This is a genomic window from Nostoc sp. NMS9, assembly GCF_017114995.1.
Taxonomy (GTDB): Bacteria; Cyanobacteriota; Cyanobacteriia; order Cyanobacteriales; family Nostocaceae; genus Nostoc.
This window is the reverse complement of record NZ_JABXKL010000072.1, coordinates 28,674-49,785: the sequence shown is the minus strand read 5'-3', so window position 1 is coordinate 49,785 and position 21,112 is coordinate 28,674. Positions and strand designations below refer to the sequence as shown.

The 21,112-nt window shown below is 42.2% G+C and carries 23 protein-coding genes; 15 read left to right on the top strand and 8 right to left on the bottom strand.

Annotation, left to right across the window (positions count from 1 at the left end; translation table 11 throughout):
- The first annotated feature begins 363 nt into the window (after positions 1-363).
- The 3 genes from HWQ40_RS21960 to HWQ40_RS21950 all read left to right on the top strand — a co-directional run bounded on the left by HWQ40_RS21960 (position 364) and on the right by HWQ40_RS21950 (position 1,699).
- Positions 364-582 (top strand): hypothetical protein, encoded by a 219-nt coding sequence (locus HWQ40_RS21960; RefSeq protein WP_292781766.1) that lies wholly within the window; start codon positions 364-366, stop codon positions 580-582.
- Between the two features lie 395 nt (positions 583-977).
- On the top strand, positions 978-1,457 hold the full coding sequence (locus tag HWQ40_RS21955; RefSeq protein ID WP_292781765.1) for a Photosystem I reaction center subunit III: 480 nt from the start codon (positions 978-980) through the stop codon (positions 1,455-1,457).
- A gap of 95 nt (positions 1,458-1,552) precedes the next feature.
- The gene (locus HWQ40_RS21950; protein ID WP_292781764.1) at positions 1,553-1,699 is read left to right on the top strand and encodes a photosystem I reaction center subunit IX; all 147 of its coding nucleotides are present in this window, start codon (positions 1,553-1,555) and stop codon (positions 1,697-1,699) included.
- 90 nt (positions 1,700-1,789) lie between these two features.
- Here HWQ40_RS21950 and HWQ40_RS21945 read toward each other — a convergent pair whose 3' ends face one another.
- Both HWQ40_RS21945 and HWQ40_RS21940 read right to left on the bottom strand, forming a co-directional pair.
- Positions 1,790-1,915: a hypothetical protein gene (locus HWQ40_RS21945; RefSeq protein WP_292781761.1), complete on the bottom strand. Its 126-nt coding sequence runs from the start codon at positions 1,913-1,915 to the stop codon at positions 1,790-1,792.
- Positions 1,916-2,375: 460 nt separating this feature from the next.
- On the bottom strand, positions 2,376-3,194 hold the full coding sequence (locus HWQ40_RS21940) for an SDR family oxidoreductase (RefSeq protein WP_292781758.1): 819 nt from the start codon (positions 3,192-3,194) through the stop codon (positions 2,376-2,378).
- Positions 3,195-3,512: 318 nt separating this feature from the next.
- Here HWQ40_RS21940 and HWQ40_RS21935 point away from each other — a divergent pair, with 318 nt between their 5' ends.
- Together HWQ40_RS21935 and HWQ40_RS21930 are read left to right on the top strand one after the other, a co-directional pair.
- Positions 3,513-3,677 (top strand): hypothetical protein, encoded by a 165-nt coding sequence (locus tag HWQ40_RS21935; protein ID WP_292781755.1) that lies wholly within the window; start codon positions 3,513-3,515, stop codon positions 3,675-3,677.
- A 199-nt stretch (positions 3,678-3,876) separates the two neighbouring features.
- Positions 3,877-5,415: a HAMP domain-containing sensor histidine kinase gene (locus tag HWQ40_RS21930; protein WP_292781751.1), complete on the top strand. Its 1,539-nt coding sequence runs from the start codon at positions 3,877-3,879 to the stop codon at positions 5,413-5,415.
- A 201-nt stretch (positions 5,416-5,616) separates the two neighbouring features.
- On the opposite strand, the gene HWQ40_RS21925 is transcribed toward HWQ40_RS21930, so the two are convergent.
- The 4 genes from HWQ40_RS21925 to HWQ40_RS21910 all read right to left on the bottom strand — a co-directional run bounded on the left by HWQ40_RS21925 (position 5,617) and on the right by HWQ40_RS21910 (position 9,323).
- A complete protein-coding gene (locus HWQ40_RS21925) occupies positions 5,617-6,849 on the bottom strand; it encodes a M20 family metallopeptidase (RefSeq protein ID WP_292781748.1) in 1,233 nt (410 codons plus the stop codon).
- Positions 6,850-6,986: 137 nt separating this feature from the next.
- Positions 6,987-7,733 (bottom strand): phycoerythrobilin:ferredoxin oxidoreductase, encoded by a 747-nt coding sequence (locus tag HWQ40_RS21920; protein ID WP_292781745.1) that lies wholly within the window; start codon positions 7,731-7,733, stop codon positions 6,987-6,989.
- 107 nt (positions 7,734-7,840) lie between these two features.
- Positions 7,841-8,575 (bottom strand): 15,16-dihydrobiliverdin:ferredoxin oxidoreductase, encoded by a 735-nt coding sequence (locus HWQ40_RS21915; RefSeq protein WP_292781742.1) that lies wholly within the window; start codon positions 8,573-8,575, stop codon positions 7,841-7,843.
- 169 nt (positions 8,576-8,744) lie between these two features.
- Positions 8,745-9,323: a phycobiliprotein lyase gene (locus HWQ40_RS21910; protein WP_292781739.1), complete on the bottom strand. Its 579-nt coding sequence runs from the start codon at positions 9,321-9,323 to the stop codon at positions 8,745-8,747.
- Between the two features lie 115 nt (positions 9,324-9,438).
- Between HWQ40_RS21910 and HWQ40_RS21905 the strand changes: the two genes are divergently transcribed.
- Complete coding sequence (locus tag HWQ40_RS21905) at positions 9,439-10,263, top strand: pentapeptide repeat-containing protein (protein ID WP_292781737.1); 825 nt, start codon at positions 9,439-9,441, stop codon at positions 10,261-10,263.
- 137 nt (positions 10,264-10,400) lie between these two features.
- Here HWQ40_RS21905 and HWQ40_RS21900 read toward each other — a convergent pair whose 3' ends face one another.
- Positions 10,401-10,601 carry a hypothetical protein gene (locus tag HWQ40_RS21900; RefSeq protein ID WP_289798828.1) on the bottom strand — a complete coding sequence of 67 codons (201 nt, stop codon included), beginning with the start codon at positions 10,599-10,601 and terminating at the stop codon, positions 10,401-10,403.
- A 316-nt stretch (positions 10,602-10,917) separates the two neighbouring features.
- Positions 10,918-11,580, bottom strand: coding sequence for a HEAT repeat domain-containing protein (locus tag HWQ40_RS21895; RefSeq protein WP_292781734.1), 663 nt, complete (start codon positions 11,578-11,580; stop codon positions 10,918-10,920).
- Positions 11,581-11,845: 265 nt separating this feature from the next.
- Between HWQ40_RS21895 and HWQ40_RS21890 the strand changes: the two genes are divergently transcribed.
- The 9 genes from HWQ40_RS21890 to HWQ40_RS21850 all read left to right on the top strand — a co-directional run bounded on the left by HWQ40_RS21890 (position 11,846) and on the right by HWQ40_RS21850 (position 21,108).
- Positions 11,846-12,454, top strand: coding sequence for a phycobilisome protein (locus HWQ40_RS21890; protein WP_292781730.1), 609 nt, complete (start codon positions 11,846-11,848; stop codon positions 12,452-12,454).
- Between the two features lie 713 nt (positions 12,455-13,167).
- The gene (locus HWQ40_RS21885) at positions 13,168-14,031 is read left to right on the top strand and encodes a phycobilisome linker polypeptide (protein WP_292781727.1); all 864 of its coding nucleotides are present in this window, start codon (positions 13,168-13,170) and stop codon (positions 14,029-14,031) included.
- A gap of 474 nt (positions 14,032-14,505) precedes the next feature.
- Positions 14,506-15,267 carry a phycobilisome rod-core linker polypeptide gene (locus HWQ40_RS21880; protein WP_292781724.1) on the top strand — a complete coding sequence of 254 codons (762 nt, stop codon included), beginning with the start codon at positions 14,506-14,508 and terminating at the stop codon, positions 15,265-15,267.
- Positions 15,268-15,507: 240 nt separating this feature from the next.
- A complete protein-coding gene (locus HWQ40_RS21875; RefSeq protein WP_292781722.1) occupies positions 15,508-16,044 on the top strand; it encodes a phycobiliprotein lyase in 537 nt (178 codons plus the stop codon).
- 99 nt (positions 16,045-16,143) lie between these two features.
- Complete coding sequence (locus tag HWQ40_RS21870) at positions 16,144-16,773, top strand: chromophore lyase CpcT/CpeT (RefSeq protein WP_292781720.1); 630 nt, start codon at positions 16,144-16,146, stop codon at positions 16,771-16,773.
- Positions 16,767-17,105 (top strand): CpeR family transcriptional regulator, encoded by a 339-nt coding sequence (locus tag HWQ40_RS21865; protein ID WP_292781718.1) that lies wholly within the window; start codon positions 16,767-16,769, stop codon positions 17,103-17,105. Before HWQ40_RS21870 ends, HWQ40_RS21865 begins: the two co-directional genes overlap by 7 nt.
- A 346-nt stretch (positions 17,106-17,451) precedes the next feature.
- A complete protein-coding gene (locus HWQ40_RS21860) occupies positions 17,452-18,459 on the top strand; it encodes a phycobilisome rod-core linker polypeptide (RefSeq protein ID WP_292781715.1) in 1,008 nt (335 codons plus the stop codon).
- A gap of 763 nt (positions 18,460-19,222) precedes the next feature.
- A complete protein-coding gene (locus tag HWQ40_RS21855) occupies positions 19,223-20,188 on the top strand; it encodes a hypothetical protein (protein WP_292781714.1) in 966 nt (321 codons plus the stop codon).
- On the top strand, positions 20,173-21,108 hold the full coding sequence (locus HWQ40_RS21850) for a MoxR family ATPase (RefSeq protein WP_292781711.1): 936 nt from the start codon (positions 20,173-20,175) through the stop codon (positions 21,106-21,108). The genes HWQ40_RS21855 and HWQ40_RS21850 overlap by 16 nt, the downstream gene beginning before the upstream one ends.
- The last annotated feature ends 4 nt before the right edge of the window (positions 21,109-21,112 follow it).

Sequence of the window (21,112 nt, the reverse complement as noted above, 5' to 3'; positions counted from 1 at the left end):
AAGCGGGACAATTTATTTCTTGGAGTTCCCTAAGAAAATGTACAACAATTTAGAAATTCCTCTCAGAAATATCAAGGCTACGCGCTGCATTCAAGAAGAAGCCATATCCTTGATGAGTGAGGAAGATGCAGTCGAAACTATGACCTTGTTTTGACTACATCATGAGAGCGTTGTCATAGGAAAATGTCAGGATGAAGTATGAAGTTTAAAAAACAAGTTCTTACTTCATTTTTTCCTAAATGCGGACTCGGGAAGAAGCAGGGGAGCAGGGGGAAAATTGTAGTAGATTTTTCCCATTTGCCCCTGAAGCCTCTTCCAATGACGCCACTTGCTTAAAGTCGTCAGAGCCGACGCCAGTAGCTCATGGGGGAAACCCCCAAAACCGCGCTGACTTACCAACGCAGTGGCTACCCCATACCCCATGCCCAATGCCCCATGCCCAAATTAGATTTTCTGAAACAGACAATTATTGCTCCCATAGTTGGGAATATTGCGATCGCCTTTTTTTCTGTGCTTGTAATGTTGTTGAAAACCTTTTTTCCCAACTCAATATCGGGCACATACTTACAACTGTTTTTCTAAAAGTTAAGAGTCAGAATTCAGAATACTCTACCCATGTACCCTTACAGGAAAGCAAGCTATGCGCAGCGTCCCGCTCTTAAGGGATAGAGTTTTAATCAGGAAGAATGTTTGAATTTCTTTTCGCCCACGAACGCGAGTGCGTCTCGTAGAGAGGGGACGTTAGCGTAGCGGGACGTTCGCGGTAGCGTCTCGTAGAGAAGTACGGTTTTAACCTATACTCAGACGCGACGCTGACGCTCGAATACTCGCTAACGCTGCGCTATCAGCCACTCGTACAGAATACCCAACTGAATTCTGACTTCCTGAGTTCTTCTTGATAAATTTAAAACTCCTAACTCCTAAATTCAAATTGAAAGGTGGCCATTGTTCATCCTAACTAAGCAAAGGACAAAATTATGAAACGAATATTTGCTTTAATTTTGGTAATTTTTCTCTGGCTTAATGTTGTCCCCACAGCTTTAGCAGAGAACACTAGATTAGTACCTTGTGCCGAATCATCTGCATTTGTAGAACGAGTGCAAAATGCACCTGATAGTTATTACACGACAAAGCCATTAAAAGCTTATTCTCGGTTACTTTGTGGCGAGGATGGTTTACCTCATTTAGTTCTTGACCGCCTCAGCCTTGCCCTTGATGTGCTGATTCCCATAACCATATTTCTCTACATTGCTGGTTGGATTGGCTGGACTGGTCGTTCCTATTTGCGGACAATTCAAAAACTTGGTTCCCCAGAAGAAAAAGAACTATTTATCGATCTGCCACTATTCGTCAAATGTATGATATTGGCTTTTGCTTGGCCGGCATCAGCAGTTCAAGCATTTCTCAGTGGTGAATTAGTTGCTAAGGATGAAGAAATTCCGATTTCAATTCGCTAAAAGCTATTGACAGTTGATGGTTTGTGATTAACTATTAACTGTCAATCAACCCCGAGAAAAATGACCGAATAAGGCAAAAGTAATAGGAGAAAAACATGGAGTCACGCTATTTTTTGAAACTTTTCACAATGGTTCCTGTAGTTGCTACCTTAGCATTGATTATTTTAGCAGTGATTTTCATTGAATTGAATTACGTTTTTCCAGGATTACAATATGGGACTTTTTTCCATCCTCTACCGTGAAGTATGCCTGATATCTCAGTGTTCAAGATACTTACAAAACAAGGGTTGTTTTCTGTAACTTAATTACTGGACAAAGCTACCCGTAGCTTACTAATTGTCCACATCTTTGATTAACTCATCAACAAATTCTCTAAGCCGTTCTTGCCAGTTAGGGACGGCTTTAAGTTTTTCTTTTTGTCCTAAGCGACCTTTAAAACATATTGGTTTATCATCCAATTCATCCTTAAGATACCAATGGAAGCTTGAATATTGCTCGTAAAGTAATCCCAAACTTTATAAATGGGATAGTGGGATTGCCGTTTATCCCTGTAGTTTTAGGACTTTGGACTAAGATTACAAACGTAGTTATCTAGATTTGTCTACTCTTGGGTAGCTTTGTCCAGATTCCTTCGAGCGGTTATAAGATTGTAAAGAAAGATGTGACTAATGGATAGCTTTGGGAGAAGGGGAGACGATCTGGCGCATAGCGCAGCCTCTTCTCCTTTGGAGATGCTAACGCGAAGGAGTCCGCGTACCCCCCTACAATACAAGCAAGCTAGCAAGAGCGTCTGTCTGCGACACGCTGCGCGAACGTAGAGAGCGTCTGGGGTTTCCCCAAGTGGAGCATCTGGCGTCGTCTTTGCTTCAATCCCACGCTTTTAAACGTGGGTTACTCCTGTCTCCTGCCTCCTGAATATTAATGCGAGGAGAAAAGAGTTTCCCAGTCGATTACAGGTGGTCTTTCTCCCTGGTTGACGATTTCAAAAATTTTCCTAGAACTACTTAGGTGAAAAAGGCATTCCACACAAGCGCTTGCTACGTCAATCCGGCTGGCATCGCCTGAAAGTGTATCTCCTGTACCAAGTACCACACCGTATTTGCCTCCTGTTTTTGCCTTCAGGAGAGTGTTGAGGTCGTATGAAGTGTAAGGGCCGTCAATGAGGCGTCCTGGGCGGATAATAGTGTAGGGTAATCCTGAATTAATGATGGACTCCTCTCCCTTCTGTTTGGCATCCAACACGCCGAAAGCATTAAGAATACTAAAAGGAAACTGATTTTTACGAACAATTCCACAGGAAGAGACGAAAACGAACCGCTGCAAATTCCGGGGTGCTGCTGCTACCAGGTTACTGACACCTTGGGCGTCGATTTTTTCTGGACTATTCTTTGCTTTTGCTTGACTAGATTGGGGATTAAGGAAAGTGATTCCCCATTCAATCAAGTTCGGGGTTTGGTCAAATTCCCATCGCGCAGAGGGGAAGGCAGTGGTTCCGGTACAATTTATGATGTGGGTGACACCTGAGGTTACAGCTGGCAGTGTAGCTGGCTGGCGGATGTCACCAACGGCAATTTCGACTCTCTGGTTAAACATCTCTTCGGCTTTTGCGGCATTGCGTGTCAGGACACGAACTTTCCAGCCCTTCTCTAGCAGCTTACCTACCACTAGTTGCCCGACTCCACCAGTCGCACCAGCAACTAGTACCAAATTTTCAACTGACGTTTGAAAAGAAGTCATAAAGTGCCTTTGAGATAGTCTATTGCTAATTTACTCAAAAAAAGGCGATCGCCAAAATAGAACGAGATTAAAGATTTTGTTCGAGCATGTTGACTCTGTAGCTTTCAGACCAAGAAGTGGGAATTTTAGGAAAAGGCCAAACTCCCGAAAACTGAATTATAGTGCTAATCAACAATTGAAGATAGCTAAGTATCTTGCTGAACAAGAAGCTGAAAAAGTTGCTGGACTACTGGGATATTTCGTAAGTCATGAGCTTGAACACCACGAAATGCGATCGCATTTCTCAGATGCTAAGCCCATCTGCAAGAGCATGTTCAATTGCTACACAAGCAACGTCAACGCGATCTGGAGATTGTGAACCGTAATAAAATCATTCTGGCAGATGTAGTTACGGAAGATATCGGTACGCGATTAGATCACGATCGCAATAATGAAGTTGGTAAAACTATTCACGCAATTTGCGATCGCCACGTCTATCGGTAAAAGTCAGTGCCAATGTTTTTCAGCCCCTAAGTGCGTAGGCGTAGCCCGTCGTAGACATCGCAGTTAGAGGGGAATTGCCCCTGAATTGTTCGGTTCTACCACTGTCACCAGTATACAAATAGCTATAACCTCTTAGATAGTAGTGATAATGTCTAACCCAGACGCTGTTAGTCGCTCTTGAATTAAGGGGTGAAAGCCTGTGTACCAATGGATATTGCCAAGCCTGAGCGAAATCTTGGCTGAAAATCAATCAAGTGTGGCAGAATGTTCACCTGCTAAAGCAGAGCAGCAGTGGCGTATCAGCCTCGCAGCGACAGAACATTTGCTATTAAATACTTTAGCAGACCCTTCAGTTGACACAACCCAAGGATTAGTTTTAGCCGCACCAGCACCCTTGTTTAGTCAACCAAAATTGACTCAAAGTTTACAAACAGTAACTTTTACAGCAAAACCATTTAACCCCTTGGCGCTGATGCCATTTCAGATGCCAAGTACGATACCTGCGGCAGACTACGCCAACGCATCTATAAATGAAGACGTTGCTCCCCATGATTCGGTACTTCCTTTACTATCTGCCGATCCTCTAGGTGCAGAACAGTTTTGCTTAGTTTTTACAGATAAATTTAGATTAGTGCTGGTTTTAGCAACCCACAAAAACGGTAAAAAAACTTTTTCATTTTCTTTTGAGCCAGAGATAGTGCAGCAGGCTTGGCGATCGCTAGGGGCACGGGTAATGCTGGCTAATCCAGAATTTTTCGCCCGCTTGGACGCATTAGTAGAACAGTATTCTCCGGTAGCACCAGACTATCGGATGATGATTCACTTTAGTCAGTTATTGCTTCAGGAATTCACAGAACCAGAAGAGACTAGAGACTCTTTACTAGAGACTGGGGAAGAAGTAGGGGAGCAGGGAAGCAGAGGAGCAGGGGAGCAGGGGAGAAAAGTTTTCCCCAATCCTCAATGCCCAATGCCCAATGCCCAATGCCCAAATCCTGATTCCCCAAATCCTGATGTAGAATTGCTCCAAGCCTTCGCTCACGAAGTCCGCACACCTTTAACAACTATTCGCACCATGACTCGTCTGCTGTTAAAGCGGCGAGACTTAGATGCTAGCGCGATCAATCGCTTAAAAATTATCGATCATGAGTGCACCGAGCAAATTGACCGCATGGAATTGCTGTTTAAGGCCGCAGAACTGGAAACTACTGCCTCAGCAAAATCGTCAAAAACTCAACTCACGCCGATGTCTTTAGATCAAGTGTTGCAGCAGAGCATTCCCCGTTGGGAACAAGCAGCGCATCGGCGGAACTTAACTTTAAATGTTGTTTTACCCCAGCAACTACCAACAGTGGTAAGCAATCCCACCATGCTGGATCAAGTTCTTACTGGTTTGATGGAAAATTTTACTCGCAGCTTACCCGCTGGCAGCCATATTCAAGTACAAGTTATCCCAGCTGGAGATCAACTGAAGTTACAATTATCGCCGCAATTCCGGTGCAAAGATTCAAATAAAGCCGCCATACCTGCAACGCCACCAATTCGCAAGGCTCTAGGTCAACTGCTGATGTTTCAACCAGAAACAGGTACGATTAGTTTGAATATCGCTGCAACCAAGCATTTGTTTCAAGCGATCGGTGGCAAACTAATTGTGCGCCAACGTCCACACTATGGGGAAGTGATGACGATTTTCCTACCTTTAGAAGTTAGCAATAAACAGAAACCGACAGTCAAGAATTAGAGATATGAGTGAAAAAGTAATGTAGAGACGCGATTTATCGCGTCTTGAAAGACCAATCATCTAGATCAATAACCCTTAACCCAAGGTATTGATATCAATAATCTATTTCACCAGATGTCTATATTTAGATGCGCTTTCCCTGACTGGTTTTCACCTTAAGTTTACATCAATGCACAGATGTGATTACCCTATTCTTTAAGTTTAAACAAAGTACTTTTCCACGCATCTAACAAATATTTCCACACCCATCGCCAAAGCAGTTTCGTCAAAATCAAACCGGGGATGATGATGGGGATATGCTAAGTCTTTCGCAGGGTTAGCAGAACCCAGAAAGAAATAACAACCAGGAACCTCTTCTAAGAAGAATGACATATCTTCAGCGGCCATAGTTTGGCATTCTGGCACAATACCCAAAGGAGTTTCTACCACTTGTTCTGCGACAGATCGGACTAGTTCTGCTATTTTAATATCATTAATTACTGGTGGATAAAGTGACCAATATTCTAAGTCATAATTTGCACCATGACTCTGACAAATTCCAGCAATAATCTGCTCGACACGCTGGTTAAAAAAGCTTTTCAAACTAGGATTAAAATATCTGACAGTAGCACTCATTCTCGCTGTATCAGCAATTACATTACGCTTGGTTCCAGCGTGAAGTTCTCCCACTGTCACTACTGCTGAATCAATGGGATTAACATTCCGAGCGACAATAGTTTGCAAAGCATTTACAATTTGGGCAGCAACAACAACGGAGTCAACAGTTTGATGGGGTAGTGCGCCGTGTCCACCTTTACCCAAAATTGTGCAGTTAAAGCACTCCACAGCTGCCATCAACGCCCCAGCACGCACACCCACTGTTCCTAAAGGCAAATTATTCCACAAGTGCAAACCAATAATCGCTTCAACATCTGGATTTCTCAGAACTCCAGCTTCAATCATCGGCTTTGCGCCTCCTGGTGATTCTTCCGCTGGCTGAAAGATAATTTTTACGATACCAGAGAAGTCTTGGCGATGCTGCTGGAGATAATAAGCTGTACCTAAAGCGATCGCTGTATGTCCATCATGTCCACAAGCGTGCATCACTCCATCATGTTGCGATTTGTACGGCACTTCGTTGAGTTCTTGGATTGGCAAAGCATCCATATCCGCGCGAATCGCTAAAACTTTTGGATTTTGGATTGTTTCTGAATCTTCCCCTTTACCTTTGATGGTGGCAACAATGCCAGTGTGGGCAATGCCAGTTTTATGCTCAATTCCCCATTCTTGCAGCTTTTGTGATACAAACTCAGCAGTCAGTTTTTCTTGAAAACCCAACTCTGGTTGTTGATGCAAACGCCGCCGCCACTCTACTAATTGCGGTTGCAATGAGCGGATTGAAAGTCGGATGCGAGATAGATCAACAGAAGAGGGATTGGGAAAGGTGGAAACCATTATGAAGACAAACTAGTTTAAGTACAGCTAATACCATTTTTTGAATTGGTATAACTTAGATTATTTTCCTAGTTTAACGTGACTTGGATGAGTCTTCAGTAAGGAGGTACTCAGCACTGAGTGCGGTCAAAGAGCCTCTAGTTAATAGCTGTTAATTTTCTCTCTAGGTCAAATAAAAATCCGTGGATATACTCTTCAGTCCATTCCGCACCATAGAAGCGTTTAAACATCCCTCGCGCTGGGTCTTTTTCAGCCCGATATCGCAGGTATCGCAGTTGGGCTTGCTCAATGGCTACTAAATTTTGGGAATCTGTTATGGGTTCTGCCTGCTCCACAAAATCGAGATAAGCTTTCAAATAATCTTTGAAAGCGGCAAACACCTGAGTTTCTACTACAGCCGTTTCTTGGGGACGAGTCCAGAGAAAAGCAGGAGAGAAAAAAGGCTGTGCTTCTTCGGGAAAATCCCCTCCCCAAGACAGATGTTGTTGGTGGGCGTGGAAAATGGGCAGAATTGGTTCAGTATATTTTGCTTGATATGCTGGATCATCGCGAAATAGGGGCTGCATATCCAAAGCAATTAGATGTCCTCCTGGCAATGTCACCAAATCTGCCCCAAAAAATGGTAAATCGTAGTTGAGGCGAGGGAAAATCACAAAATTTAACACTTGCAGCGAATTGCCACCCTGTACGTGAGCTGCACGAATTTGCCGCAATTTTGAAGTTTGAAAGGCATAACTGGTGGTGACAACCTCTTCCTGGTTCTTTCCCTTGCCCACAACAGCACTCTTGGACTCAAATCCAGTGGGGATAGGATAGGGCTGTAAATCTAAACGCGATCGCATATAGGCGATCGCATAATCAAGAAATGGCTGATAGAGTGTCACGTCGCTTTGCTCCGAATTCAAAATTAAAAATTAAAGAACTTCTGCCTTCTGCCTCCTGCCTTCTGCCTCCTGCCTTCTGCCTCCTCTTTCCCAATCCCCAATGATAGTTATCTTTTGCTGCCGCTAACTGCTAGAGGAACAGCATCTTCAAATAAGAATTCATGGAGAAAGCGCTCTGCCCATTCATGACCAAAGTAACTGCTAAACAAACCAGATGCGGGATCGCGGTCTGCACTATATTGGTCATAGTCTTTTTGGGCTTTGACAATCCGCTGGATATCTTCAGGGTCTTGGAGCGGTTCGGCATCTGCTAACATTTGCCAATACAAGTTTAAATAATCTTGAAAAGCTTCAAAGACTCGCGTTGCCACTGTTTCCGGGTCGGTTTTGGCAAACAATAGGTATTTAGAAAAATACTGGTTGGCATCGTAAAACTTCATTTCTAAGTTTTGCGCCAAATCCGGGTATTTATCATGCAGAGATTTCAGCGGAACTATATATTTTTTTTGATAATCTTCATCCTGAAACAAAGGCTGAAAATCAAGCACAATCAGATTTTTGACTTTACCAAAAGATAAAAAATCAATCCCTAACAGAGGTAAATCGTAGTGATGACTCGGATAAACCACGCTGTTAAAAATTTGGGCACTCTCCCCAGCATCAATGTAGGTATAGCGAATTTTCCGCAACTCTTGAGATTGGTAACACCAACTGCGAATGGTTGCTGGGTTTCTGCCGCGATCGCTAACTTTGAATTCCAAACCAGGGGGAATGACCCTACTTTGTAAATCAAACCGCTGAAATAGCTCTTTTTCTAAAAATTCCAGGAAAGGCTTATACATGGAGCATGATTATATTAACCCTTGCATGAAAATAAGTGATGGCAATCATGTACGTCTCATTTATGAGAAACAAAGCAACATTCCTTAATGGGGCATTGGGAATTGGGAATTAGGAATTAGGCATTGGGCATTAGTTATTCTCCGTCATCTCCCAATTCCCCACTCCCGACTAACGCCTAGCATGATTCAGACTGATCATTTGCTCCAAGAGTTCTTGGGAAACACAGCGACGCTCGGAACAATAAGTCATCAAGTTGATTCCGTTCATCATTCGTACTGTACTGACTCTGACACGAAAATCATCCGTAACAAACCAACAACGTTCTTGACCTTGATTGTTGTCATAGTCAGTATCAATCGTCAGCACTCCATCATCAGCAAATTGATATCGGCTCACAACCGGAATGCTCTCAACATAGCCTTGGTTGCGGATCAGTTTTCCAGAACGCCTCGTTTCGTCGGGAACATCAACCAAAATCGCAGCATTATCGGTATTTGGTAGCCTGGTATCTAGGTTAGCCTGCCATGCAAAGCTAGCACCGCCTGTTGCTTTACTAGGATCTATCCCTTGGGCTTTACAAACTTCTTGGACTTTCGGATCGTCCTTTTCCATGACTTTAATAATCAAATTTGACTCCCCCGACTCATCCGCCGCCGAGTCAAAATGATGAACGGAGCGTTCCGTAAACCATGTACCCTCACTTTTACGGAAGAAGTCGATCATTGTCAAAGGCGGTATTATATGCATCTGTTTTGAAACCTCGTTTGATCAAATTTTGGCGTTATTAATCCTGAGTGATGAGATGAAGTCCCGATTTAGCTAAAGTGTAGAATAACTCCAAAAGTGATATTTTAATCAGCTGATGACAAATAGTGAAATTCAACTTATTACTAGCGAACGTCCCAGTCCAACTCCAGAAATTTTAACAGCCCTCAAAAAAGGAATCCCTGTGGATTCGGTAGATTTGTACCAATTCAATCTAAAAGAAGTCGATTTCCGACAAGCTAACTTGAGTAAAGCCAAGCTATTAGGAGCCGACCTCAGTGAGGTGGTATTAAGTAATCTTGATTTGAGTGGGGCAGATTTGCGAGGCGCTAATCTGCAAGGAGCCGATTTGAGTGGGGCTAATTTGCAGGGAGCCTATTTAAACCGTGCTGACCTCCAACAAGCAAATCTCAGTGGTGCAAATTTGGAGGGAGCCAAACTCCAAGTAGCACGTTATGATTCACAAACGAAATGGCCCGAAGAATATAACTACAAAACTTCTGGAGCGGTAGGGCCGGGTGCTAATCTCAATGGTGCTTTTCTGAATACAGCTTCTTTACGAAATGCAGATTTACAAGGTGCTAATCTGCGTGGAGCCTACCTGAGTGGCGCTGACTTGACAGGAGCCAATTTACAAGGTGCGGCTTTGAGTGGTGCCGATCTGACAAAAGCTTATTTGACAGGGGCTTGCTTACGAAATGCTCGATTGACTGGAGCCGATTTACGGGATACAGACCTGCGAGCAACCGATCTCAGTGATGCAGAGATGGAGAATCTTCTAAGTATTGCTGGGGCAGATTTTACTCTTGCTCAAGGACTCACAGAAGCAACTAAAGCTATGCTTTCCAGCCGTCCACATTCAGAGCTTGATGTTTGGAACGCCTATACCCGCACAACAACTCGTGAAAGTTTGAGTGCTTGACCGTGCCAATTTTAGATTTTAGATCCAAGCTGCACTCTTTGTGAGCGAAATAAATCCAAAATCCAATTTGCGCTTCTAGCGAACTAAAGGTGCGACCCAAAATCCAAAATTGTTTGACCAGTTGTTCTGTAGTGAGCTTACAACGGCTGCCAGTTCTTTTTCAGGAGCGCTAAAAATGTTGCGTATCCTTCGGAAAAACCGGGTGGATCGGGTAGAACATATTGTGGAAATTCTTTATACGATCGCCAAGGTTCCGAAGCATTATGCCGCAAATGTAAGGCACATTCTGAGGAACCTGGTAGTCGCCAAGTCATTTGACCAGCTTGTATATCAGTCACAAATGCCTCCTCATCTAGAAAAAGTTGATCTTTTATTCCAGATTTTGGCAGATTAACCGGATATTTTAGTCAAATTTAAGGTAAAATAAAATATCTACTATTACTCAAATAAGTTTTATAAAAAAGAATTCAGAACTCAGAAGTGAGAATTCAGCATAAATTCTGTGCGACTACTAGATGAATATTGCTTTAAAACCTAGCTCCTCATGGGCGAAACAAAAGTTAAAAATTTGTTTGTTATTAAAACTTCATCCATTTATGGGTAGACTATTCTGAATTCTGACTCCTTTTTATTATTCCGAACAAACCCACGCCGCTATTGTGGCAACAGGTCTTCTAAAGCAGCTCCGACAACTCGGTGATCCTCATCCTGTCTGAGTTGGTTCAGGGCTGCTTTGGCTTCTGGCTCATCAAATCGTTTGAGAGCATAGCTAACTCGCACGCGCATCCGCCAAGATTCATCATTCACCAACGTTAGTATTTGGGATAATGCCGCAGCATGTTGACTAGAATTAGCCAGTAAGCCAAGTGCATCAACAGAAGATTCCTGAACTGTGAAATCTTCATCTTTTAAACCTTGAACGCATATATCAAATAGTTCTTCAGGGCAATCCATTTCAGCGATCGCAGCCAAAATGCTCCGCCTAACTAGCCAGTGGTCATCCTGGTAATATGCCAAAACTAGATGAGAAACTGCAACTCTGCCAAATAGCGATAAAGAATTTGCCGCCTCCGCCCGCACATTGGGAGTATCATCAAATTTCATAATTTGCATCAAAGCCGCAAAAGATTCCGCTGATTGTTGATTACCCAAACCCCTGGCTACAAAAGAACGCACCAAAAATTCTGAATCATGAAGTTTGCTTGTTAACAGAGGAACTGCAACTTCTGATTCATAATCATTGAGGGCAGCGATCGCCTTCAAACGATAGTGAAAATCTGGGTTCTTTAGTTCAGCTTGGATTTTATGGATTTCCATAAGTGCATTTGGTACAGCTATTCTTTATTTTAGGGCATTGGGCATTGGGCATTGGAAAACAAGAGGCAGAAGGCAGAAGGCAGAAGTTCTTTAATTTTGAATTTTGAATTTTGAATTGATTTGTCCCCTTTATCCCCAGCACAATGCCCAATGCCCAATGCCCCATACTTCTCTACGAGAGGCTGCGCTAACGGCTTCTCTAAGACACGCTACGCGTTAGCGGAGCTTTCGCTTTAGCGATACATACGCTCAGTACAAGTGCCCCATGCCCAATACCCTATCCCCTAAATCAATGACTCAATTAAGCGAAACCGTTAAAGAATTAATAGCCAAAGCTAGAATTGTCAGCTTTGCTGAGTGGGAACAGTCCCATCCAAAAGCAGCGATTGAAATATTTCAAGCTGCGGATGATGCTTTTTGCTACCTGAGCGATGAAGATTTATTGCAGATTAAAACCTTGTCACCCGATAATTCTGAGTTGATTCCTGTTGCTCAATTGTTACGCGATCGCGTAGCCGAAATCATTGATGAATCTAGGGAACAAGTTTTGGCAACTTATCCCGAAATTATCCAGCCTGGAGGCGGTCTTTATCCACCTGAACGCGCCCAAGCTTGCTGGCGAGATTTCTGGCATTTTCTCCGCTGTATTACCTATGGCATCGCAGGTGGCCACACTGAGTATACCAGTTCGACAGGACTGCACTATATGAACTTACTTTATCAGGAATTACAAGTTCCAATCGAAGCGATGATCTTAGGCTTAAAAAGTATAAAGGTTGCTAGTTTAAACCAGTGTCAAGCCAATCAGCAAGAAACTCTTGCTCCCTATTTTGATCATTTAATCAGCCGACTGGCTACTTTCCAAATTCAGTAGTCCTAAGTAAAAAGTTCTGAATCTAAGTGTCTAGTTTAGCTGAGGACTTGCTTGAGCGAATGGTGCTATGGGCAAAAAGGTGGCTAGACTATAGCGCATCTCGTTTGGATGCAATATACGACGAGACACGGTAGGGGCACAGATGTATTTGACGCAAGAAAGCTTAAGTAAGTGACAATGCATTGGCATTGCAGGTCGATACAATCGCATTGTAAGCCGATGCAATGGCATTGTAAGACGACGCAATCGTATTGTAAGGCGATGCATTGGCATTGCAAGCTAGATTGGCAAAGAGAGGTTAACAGCGTCCTTATATCAAGCCCATCAATAAATTGATGGGCTTATTCTGCAACCTTTTTTTGACAGTTATTATCACTCCTTGACTCAACACGATTAATACTCTTGCTCAAGCGAATATCCCCTTACCATCGCTTGTACCCCAATCACCAATCAGATACTAAAAAAAAGCTGAAATTTCTCTAAAGTATGATTTCACTTAACAAATTTTAATAAATATGGCTTCGGCATCGTATCAGAATGTATATCAGAATGTATATCAGAATGTATAAGGGTATAACGATGCAAAAACTTAAATCGACTAATAAGGATTTAAAGTCTCTATGGTTTTTCCTTTGTCAAATGATGTAAAGTTTTTTAACATCTGCTGAATATCCTTCTCATAAAATTTAGTTGTTAACTGGGAGATAGTTTGAATGGCTTTTGGACCGGCATCACGATTAGGGGTCGCTCTGTTTGAAGATACCGATCCCATTGATCTGTGGCCAAGTCGCTCTAATGAGGAAGTTGAAACCGTAATTAGAAATGTCTACAAGCAAGTTCTAGGCAATGCTTATGTAATGGAAAGTGAGCGGCTTTCCGTTGCTGAATCCCAACTCAAACGGGGTGAAATTAGCGTTCGCGGGTTTGTGCGTCAAGTCGGGAAGTCGGAACTTTACCGTTCGCGGTTTTTTGATAGCGCCCCTCGTTATCGGGCGATTGAATTAAATTTTAGACATTTCCTTGGTCGTGCGCCATTGGATCTAGAAGAAACGCTTACACACAGCACTATTCTAGATACAAAGGGCTTTGAGGGTGAGATTGATTCTTATCTAGACAGCGACGAATATCAAGAAACTTTTGGGGAAAGCATTGTTCCTTATATTCGTGGCTACAAAACTGAAGCTATCCAGAATTTGGTTCAGTTTACCCACTTATTCCAACTGTTACGTGGTTCCTCTAGCAGCAGCCTGAAAGGTGACTTAGCTGGCAAACAACCAAAATTAAACAGTCTACTAATTCAAAGCACGCCTACCCCTCTGGTTTCACCAGCCAGCAAAGGCGCTGCATTCCGCAACCCAACATCTACTCCTCGCACTCGTCAAGGTGTGGGATCTGGTGATGATGGTAAGGTCTACCGGATTGAAGTCACTGGCTACAAGGCAAATGTGGTAAATAACATTTCCAAATTTCGCCGCAGTAACCAAGTCTTTTTCGTGCCATACAATAAGCTTTCACAAGAGTATCAGCGGATTCACCAACAGGGCGGTGCGATCGCCAGTATTACCCCTGTCAACTAAAGAATAGAAATTGGGGATTAGAGATTAGGGATTGAGAAATAATTCCGCTGTATTCAGTCTCTAGTCTTTAATCCCAGTGTTGATCGTTCTAGGATTTACGCAAAACTAACTACACGCGCTTAGAGGCAATATGTGGGAAGCCGCTTCTGTACGAGACCCTTTGCATAGCTTTCTTCGATCTAGGAGTATGCGTCTAAATAAATTGCCCTTACCTGAAAATCATTCTTTGCGGCTGTTATTTGCGTAAATCCTGATTGATCAAAAGTTAGCCAAAGCGATCGCTAATCTGGAGTTTGACCAATTCCGCCGTCAGTTGTGATATAAGAACACATTTAACACACTTTCACAAACTAAAGTTTTACAAAAGCTAGTCAGTAGCAAAAATAACTGACAACTGATGGGAAATTCTACCTCTATAAAGGAGTAGGATGCTCGGAAATTTAATTTAATTAGCATTTTTCAGGAGATACTTCAATGTCACTTTGGGCTATTGATTCACCTACTGTTGAGCTGCGTCCGAACACCAGCGAAAGTGAATTACAAACACTAATTCGAGCAGTTTATAAACAGGTTTTGGGTAATGCTCACTTGTTGGAAAGTGAGCGACTAGCCACTGCTGAATCACAATTGCGCGATCGCAAAATCAGCATCCGCGAATTTGTCAACGCCGTTGCGAAATCAGAGATTTATCAATCCCTGTTTTTCAACTCTTCTTCCCAGTATCGGTTCATTGAACTGAACTTCAAACATCTACTAGGGCGTCCTCCTGCCGATCAAGCAGAAATTTCCGAACACGTCCGCATCTACAACGAACAGGGCTATGATGCTGAGATCGACTCCTATATCGATAGCAACGAATATCAGCAGAATTTTGGCGAGAATATTGTTCCTTATGTTCGCAGCACAAGCTCCCAAATAGGAATTAAAAATGTTACCTTTAACCGCACCTTTAGCTTAGTGAGAGGATTCGCTAGCAGTGATAGCGAGCGCAAAGCCAAACTGATTGGCGATATCGGTTCTAATTTACCGACATCCATCAAGGCTCCTGCGGCTGGTTCTAGTGTCAGCAGCACCGATAAACGCTTCTTGATTAAAGCTGTTAAAGGTGCAGGCAATAATCTCCGTACTCGTCTGGGCAACCTGGAATATGTAGTTAACTACAACCAACTGTCTGGACAAGTGCAAAACATTCATCGGACAGGCGGCAAAATTATCAGTATCACTGAAGTTGCTTAGATTTGTCTAAGTAGGAGGCTGGGGACTGGGGACTGGGGACTGAGGACTAGGGAATGGGGACTAGGGGGACAAAAAAAGCTTTTAACTCCTAACTCCTAACTCAGCACTCAGCACTCAGCACTCAGCACTCCCAAATGCAGTTGTGGTCAAGGAGGCTAACATATAGACTAGGAGAATAACTTTCTTTTTTGCCAAGATATCTCTTGGATTTTAAGCTACTTTTTTAAAATCACTTTTCTAATGGAAATTACTGAGTTTTTTGAACTTTCAATTGGACGATGGCGATCGCAGCGAAGCGCCCATCATTTAGCATTCGCCCATTTTGAAGAAGTATTGTCTAACATTGACATTGAGGCTCTATCCACCAACGATCCAGCAGTGGTAGCAATCTGTCAATTGTATAACACTGAACCCGCCAGTATTACTCACCCCTTTCGGATGACTTGGGAAGGTGAGTCAGACTGGGACGATAAACCAATCTCTGGCAGTACTGTGCTAGTACCAATTCCCGATGTCGAAAATCGTTCTAGAGGAAAACTCCTGCGGGACAAAGGGTACGCTGAAACAATTCCAGCAGTGGCTAAATATCATCTGAGTGACGATGGTATTTTTACCCTGCTAACAGAGTATGAACTCGCTGCTGCTGAGGAGCGAATTTGGTTTGCTAATCCAAATCTCCGATTTCGGGTAGCGATGATTAAAACCAGTGATGGTAAAGGTGTGACAACAGCTTCTTTTTCTTCAGAGATTCGCTCTTTGTCAAATTCAACCAATTAGCAAATATCAGGTTAAAACATAAAAGGATACAAGCTCCTAAATTTATTTATGGGGATTGTAATGTCTGAATTTTGAATTTTGAATTTGGAGCGAAGCGACGTGACGATAGCGCCCAGCGAATCTAGCACTAACGCTAGTGATTTGCTCACCTTAGCCTGTTGGATGGCAGGAGATTTTAGCAACTACAAGCAATCTTTTGCAAATCCGCAACTTTACGCCCACATTCACATTTATTTTCGTCCTTTACCGATTGAATTTTTTTCTGCCATCGGTTTCTATTCTGAACAAGCTTATGACCACGATTTATGGACACCCTATCGTCAAGGAGTACATCGACTAATCGATTGGGGCGATCGGATTTATATCGAAAATTACAGCTTGAAAGATCAGATGCTTTATGCAGGTGCAGCTCGTGAATTAGATATCCTCAAAACCATTACCCCAGAAAGCATCGAACGGCGTTATCACTGTTCAATGGTTTTCCAACGAGAAGGTGAAATGTTTCGAGGTAGTGTGGAACCAGGCAATCAATGTCTGATTAAACGCAATGGATGCCAGACATATCTTGTCAGCGAAGTAGAAGTAACCGAGCGTACTTGGATAAGTCTAGATAAAGGTATGGATATTGAAACCCACAAGCAAATATGGGGATCTACTGCTGGCCCATTACAATTTGAAAAACGGCAAAGTTTTGCTGATGAATTACCTGCGGTGAGCGCATTATGTTGATTCAGCTTGAATCTATTAAAACCAAAATGTTGCCTCCACTGGCTGAAAAAAAGATGCGCTGCTGGATTCGCAGCCGCCACTTGATTTGTTCGGGTAACTTTTTTATATTCGAGACATTAGAATACACAACGATTGAGAGATTCTCTGAATGCGTTGCTTCTTTAGGAGGAACAGTAATATCCGTTGACCCGGTTAATAAAATCTGGATGGGCGATCATCGCCAAGTTATTTTATATCAGGCAAAAGCTAGTTTACATACACCTCATCATACTTTGAAACAATACTGGATAAAATACGGTGGTTTCTACACTAGATTTGATGAGCGTGCTTGAGAGTTACTATCCTGTGGAAATTTTTCTGACAGGCGTCTACACTTCAATTCAAAATTAAGTTTTGAATTTTAAATACTCCCCAAGGGGGTTGACGGCTAATTGTTAATGTCTAATTGCTAATTTCCGATCGTGATTAGCTGTTAGTTATTAATAGTTAGCCGTCTAAGTTTGTTAGAAAATGTAACTAAAAAATTCACCAAAAGTTGATAAATTAATATCAATAACCAGTAATTATTAAATCTTAAGTAGGGTATGTTATGGCTTTGCTGTTTAGTATTGCCATCCTACTACAGAAATTTTATTTTTACTTGACAAATTAGTCACTCTTACCCACACTAACCCAACTATGCAGACCTTCTTAGACGAAGAAACCAGACGACGCCAATATCAAGCATTTCCCCAAACAGAACCCATCGAACTGTGGACTACTGCTTCAGTTGATGACATTGAAATTGTAATTCGGGCAGTTTATCGGCAAGTGTTGGGTAATGCCTACATCATGGAAAGTGAGCGGCTCATAGTTCCAGAATCCCAACTCAAGCAAGGCATAATCGATGTGCGTGAGTTTGTGCGTCAAGTTGCCAAATCAGAGTTATATCGCTCCAGATTTTTTGATAACGTTTACCGCTATCGGGCAATTGAACTGAACTTTAAGCACCTGCTGGGTCGCGCTCCCGATGACTACTCCGAGACGATATATCACAGCAACATTCTAGATGAAGAGGGTTTTGAAGCGGATATTGATTCTTATCTTGATAGCGACGAGTATTTAAATGCCTTTGGTGAGAATATAGTGCCATATTATCGAGGTTATAAAACTCAAAAGGGCAAAAAGATATTGGAATTTACCAATATGTTACAACTGGTGCGGAGCAACTCTAGCAGTGATAAGAACTTAGCAACGAATAATGAAGCTCAACTGGTGCGATCGCTAATTACCAACGCTCCTTATGGTAGACAGAAACTCACGGATATTAGTGCATTGCTGGCTGAAATATTCAAGCCCAAGCCAGAAACTGCTGCTCCAGTTAATACTTTTATTGCAGCTCCCACAGCAGCCGAGCAAAGCTTGCGGCAAAAGATTCAAGAGCAAGAAAGCCAGATTGCAACTTTGCAACAACAATTAGCAGACTTACGACCATTTGCCAGTATTGGGACAACAAAATTTAGTAGTAGTTGGCAGTCTTCCAGTTCCGTGACCAGCACAGACAAATATACATCTTTGCAACAGCAAGCTGACGCTCAAGAAAAACAGATTGCAGCTTTGCAAGAGCAAATTGCTGATTCCCGGCGGTCTGCGACAATTGGGGAAGCCCGGTTGAATAAGTGGCGTAGTCGCGTTTTTAATGGCTAATTTCTCTGCTGTTTAGTTTTATCGGCTGGGTTAGGCAAGTTTAACTCACCCAGCCCTCTCAATGCGAACAAATGAACTACTTTAGTAAAATTTAAAACTATTTCCCCGGATTGAATATAGAGAAAATTATTTTGAAAATCCTTAATTTGACTTGAGACCTATATTAATAATCTGACACTCTTGATGATAAGCAGACTCAACTTCAAACCCTACCTATAGGGCTTGTATCTTATTATGTAAGGATTTTATGACATTGTAGGTCTAGCGGAGAGAGATGCATAAGCAGGTTCGCATCGGTTAAACCCCTAATTCGATATAGCAGAGCATAAAGATATTAACTCTAACTATCTAGATATATTAGATACCTAAATATAAAGATACTTATAAATCGAGATATCTTGAATTGCGAATATCAAGATGTTTTGGTGGCTTTAAGCACCGAAGACTAGCAAGGTAGTTTTGGTCAAGAGATGCGATCAATCATCGCCTTAAGAGACAAAAATATTTTTTATACTATATCTGTAACTGGTAAATTAAGGAATCTTGGTGTCAAGCATTCAAAAAATGAAGTCTTGAATTTTTCATACTTCCTGCCTCCTACCTGTTACACAAAATTCTCACATTTTCGTCTTGCTTATCGAAAGAAATGACATCTAGCAAAAGAGGTATGTTTCAACTATTTAAACAAAATACATAACCAGATTGTCGCACCGACCTCTGGATATTCGTCTTAAGTAAAGATTATTTACTCAAAAATAACTGGATGTCCTCCGATCAGCGCCTAGAACAGAAACGCCAGGGATTACAACAGCAGTATGATCTAGTAGCCGAGAAGTTAAACAGGCTACGTTTTGATTATGCGATCGTGACAGATGTTCTCATTCGCTTTGAACGAGAAAAGCAGATTGAACAGACCGAGGGAGAACTGAAGGAATTAGAACAGCAGCTTTATTATCTGGAACAATCTGTGTCTAGTGAACGGCTATATCAAGCTTTGTTGAAATTAGGCTATCGCAAACAGACACGAGAATTCCGTAAGTTTATTGAGGTTCACTCCACAGCAGCTTTTCTAATCCACGGTTCACCAGACTATGGTCAACGCTGGCTGTTAAATCGCTTAGTAGTACAACATGTTCCCAGCATCATCACAGGGAAAATTGTGCGAATTGACCTCAGTCGCATTTCCCGCAGGAGTGACATTAATGCTTTGTGGCGTGAATTGGGTGGTCGAGTCGATCTAGACAGACAAAGCACAATTCCCGAAATTGCCGACCGAGTTTATCGATTGTGGCAAACTCAGAATGTCCTACTAATTTTCTACGATGTCAATTGCCTACAGGAAGCTTTTCTAAATGAACTTATCCAAAATTTTTGGCTACCATTGGCGACAAAAGCCAAGGAAGCTACCCTGCAAACTAGTCAATTCAAATTATTAATGTTCCTGGTTGACTATGACGGCTGTTCAGGTAGTTGGAATGTTCCTTTTGCAGAAAGTCAAAACTCTTGGAAGCTAACTGAAATTACCGAATTTTCTGAGGCTGAACTGACTGAGTGGCTAGATTACGAGGAGGATGCACTGCCAACTAAACTGATAGACCAAATAGATAAAACAATACAGATAATACTGAAAAACAGTGATAATGGAATTCCAGAACTCACATTTTGCGAAATTTGTCGCCTTTCTGACTGTAATTGGGATGAACAGGAGGAAAAATGGTTAAGACTGTAGCTAGGCAATTTCTGGAATATACAGGTCAAGTTCAGCCCCAGTTAGGAGAAAGAGGGGCGAATGGACAGCTTTTATATCCTTATTTACCTAATCCAGAACTTGTAGAAGCAGTGAACTTGGCGATTTACTTAGAACGACCATTACTGTTGAAAGGTGAACCAGGGTGTGGAAAAACACTATTAGCGAATGCTGTAGCCTACGAACTAGGTCTAAATTTAGAAGCTTGGTACGTCAAATCCACTAGTCGGGCACAGGATGGTTTGTATACCTATGATACCGTTGGGCGTTTGCGAGATGCTCAACTTGCGGCTTCTAGTCGCCTGAGTGCCGAACAAAACCAGCAAATTTATAACCCAGTTAACTATTTGCGCTGGGGCCCTTTGGGAAAAGCATTTCGAGGGGAAAAGTTGAGTGTCGTGCTAATTGATGAAATTGATAAAGCTGACATTGATTTTCCCAATGACCTACTGCTGGAACTGGATCAAAAACGATTTATTGTTGAGGAAACAGGTGATGAGATTAAAGCAAAAGTAGCGCCAATAGTTTTGATCACCAGCAATGATGAGAAGGATTTACCAGATGCTTTCTTAAGGCGATGCTTGTTTCACTATGTCGAATTTCCTGACAACGAACGACTCAAAGAAATCATTTGCAAGATTTTTCCAGATATCTCTCCAGAATTAGTTGATAAAGCTGTGGAGCGTTTTCTGGAACTGCGAAAAATTATTGCGGAAAGCAGAGGGGAGATGGGTAAAAATGTTAGTACCAGTGAACTGATCGACTGGTTTAAAGTGCTCAAAAGAAATCCTCAAGATGAAATTTTGGGGCAACTAGATGGGAAGCTACCGTTTTTGGGCGTATTACTAAAAAACTGGGTGGATCATCAACGCTATTTAGCATATCTCAAAAACCGAGGGTAAACAT